The organism is Pseudomonas tremae (assembly GCF_001401155.1).
GTDB classification, from domain to species: Bacteria; Pseudomonadota; Gammaproteobacteria; order Pseudomonadales; family Pseudomonadaceae; genus Aquipseudomonas; species Aquipseudomonas tremae.
Genome location: NZ_LJRO01000055.1, coordinates 1 through 2,449, shown reverse-complemented (window position 1 = coordinate 2,449; position 2,449 = coordinate 1). Strand labels below are relative to the sequence as shown.

Genomic DNA, 2,449 nt, shown 5'->3' with positions numbered 1-2,449 from the left:
ACGCTCTGCGTCGCAAGAGGACGCAGAGCGTCCTGAACGGCATGCCCACGCGGAGCATAGGCACAATAGGTAGAGTTGGTTCCGTATGCTCAGCCCTGAATCAGCTCCCGCGCTGCCTGGCGGTGATCGGCAATCAGCTGACTGATATCCAGCCCTTCAATCTGGCCATCGATCACCCGCCACTGACCTGCGACCATTACCCGATCCGCACGATCCGCGCCGCACAACAGCAGTGCCGCCAGCGGATCGTGGCTACCGGAAAAGCGCAGTTCGTCCAGCTTGAACAGGGCCAGATCGGCCTGTTTGCCCACTGCCAACTCACCGATATCGGCGCGTCCCAGTAACTGCGCCGAGCCCTTGGTTGCCCAACCGAGGACGAGTTGCGGGGTGATTTTCTCGGCGCCGTAGCGCAGGCGTTGCAGATAAAGCGCCTGGCGGGCTTCGAGCATCATGTTTGACGCATCGTTGGACGCTGAACCATCGACGCCAAGCCCCAACGGCGCGCCTGCAGCAATCAGCTCCAGTGTCGGGCAAATACCGGAAGCCAGGCGCATGTTCGAGCTGGGGCAGTGACAGACGCCGGTGCCTGCTGCGCCCAGGCGAGAGATTTCAGCAGGGTTGAAGTGGATGCCGTGGGCCAGCCAGGTACGCGGGCCGAGCCAGCCGACGCTGTCCAGATAGTCCACGGTGCGCAGGCCGAAGCGTTGCAGGCAGAAGTCTTCCTCATCAAGGGTTTCGGCCAGATGGGTGTGCAGCCGCACATCGAGCTTCTCGGCCATCGCGGCGCTTTCAGCCATGATCTGTGGTGTTACCGAGAAGGGCGAGCAGGGCGCCAGGGCTATCTGGATCTGCGCGCCGTCGCCACGTTCGTGCCAGGTTTCGATCAAGCGCTGGCTGTCGGCCAGAATCACTTCGCCCTGCTGCACCGTCTGCTGGGGCGGCAAACCACCTTCCGCTTCGCCCAGGCTCATCGAACCGCGTGTCAGCATCGCGCGCATGCCCAGCTCACGCACGCTCTGCACCTGCACATCAATGGCGTGCTCCAGCCCGTCGGGGAACAGATAGTGATGGTCGGCAGCCGTGGTGCAACCCGACAGCAGCAGCTCTGCCAGAGCAACCTTGCTGGCGACGGCCAGCTTTTCAGGCGTCAGGCGCGCCCACACCGGATACAGAGTCTTGAGCCATGGGAACAATGGCTGATTGACCACCGGCGCCCAGGCGCGCGTCAGGGTTTGATAGAAATGATGATGGGTGTTGATCAGCCCCGGCAGCAGCACATGTTCGCGGGCATCGAAAGTTTGCGCGCAGGGCCTTGAGGGCTGCTGCCCGGCGGCCAGCATTTCAGTGATGACACCACCCTCGATGACGAGGCCGCCACGGGCGTCCAGATCATTGGCGGTGAATACGGCGAGTGGGTTTTTCAACCAGATACGGGTCGCGGGCATGGGCCGGCTCCTCTGAAAAGGGTTCAGGGTTAGCCAGCTCAGTGTTGCCCTGTCTGCTGATCCAGGGTTGCCAGAGGCATACAGCCCCCGGCAAGGTCGGCGAGTCTATCGGCGGGATTGATTGCTGATCAACACCTGTTGATCACCAGGCAATGGTATTGCCCTGATAATCGACGAAGTGATGACCACCTTTGCCCGCATACGCATTGAGCTGCTCGACCAGCCCGGTGGTGCTGGTCAGCACATCGATGGCAGCGTTTTCACCGCCCATGTCAGTCTTGACCCAACCCGGATGCATCGACAGCACAGTAGGGCGGTTTTCGCCCAGCTCGGTGACAAAGGTGTTAGTCATTGAGTTGAGCGCCGCCTTGCTGGCCTTGTACAACGCCAGGTTCGCGCCATCCGGGCACTTCACGCTGCCCAGCCATGAACTCATGAACGCAAGCACACCCGTTTCAGGACGGATCTGATCGACGAAACGCTCGGCCAGACGAATAGGCGCAACCGCATTGGTCAGAAACAGTTGCCCAAGTTCAGCTGCGGTCGACTTCGCTGCGCTTTGATGTTCCGCGCCTGTGATCCCTGCATTGACGAACAGCACGTCGAACACCTCGCCTCGCAGCTTCTGGAGCAGCACTTCAAGCGACGCGATTTCGTCGAGGTCTACGGCTTCGATGCGGACGCCCGCGACTTTTTTCAGGTTCTCGGCGTTTTGCGGATCACGAACGGTGGCGGTGACTTTCCAGCCCTGTTCGGTCAACCGCTCAACCAGCCCGAGCCCCAGGCCTCGCGAGGCGCCGATGACAAGAGCGGTTTTTTGGGTAGTGGTCATGAATGACTCCTTGGCAGATTGAGAGACAGACTCCATGGCAGCGCCAGCAAGACCTCTCGAAAGTTCGACCTTGCAGCGTACTCCTGCCTATGAAGTGTTGGAATCTCTGTCAGCCTAAAACGTTCAGGGGGAATGATCTGGACGCTCGGACATCTCGTTCCTCACGCTCCGC

Annotated in this window: 2 protein-coding genes; both read right to left on the bottom strand. The window is 60.8% G+C overall.

The genetic code is table 11. The features are described 5' to 3' along the window. Nucleotides 1-89: 89 nt before the first annotated feature. The gene (locus ALO43_RS03835) at nucleotides 90-1,445 is read right to left on the bottom strand and encodes an 8-oxoguanine deaminase (protein ID WP_005887331.1); all 1,356 of its coding nucleotides are present in this window, start codon (nucleotides 1,443-1,445) and stop codon (nucleotides 90-92) included. A 142-nt stretch (nucleotides 1,446-1,587) separates the two neighbouring features. Next, nucleotides 1,588-2,277: an SDR family oxidoreductase gene (locus ALO43_RS03830; RefSeq protein ID WP_024671601.1), complete on the bottom strand. Its 690-nt coding sequence runs from the start codon at nucleotides 2,275-2,277 to the stop codon at nucleotides 1,588-1,590. Between the last annotated feature and the right edge of the window lie 172 nt (nucleotides 2,278-2,449).

Excerpts from the sequence above, each read along its gene's own strand:
- ALO43_RS03835 (WP_005887331.1), bottom strand. The coding sequence starts at position 1,445 with ATGCCCGCGACCCGTATCTGGTTGAAAAACCCACTCGCCGTATTCACC.
- ALO43_RS03830 (WP_024671601.1), bottom strand. The coding sequence starts at position 2,277 with ATGACCACTACCCAAAAAACCGCTCTTGTCATCGGCGCCTCGCGAGGC.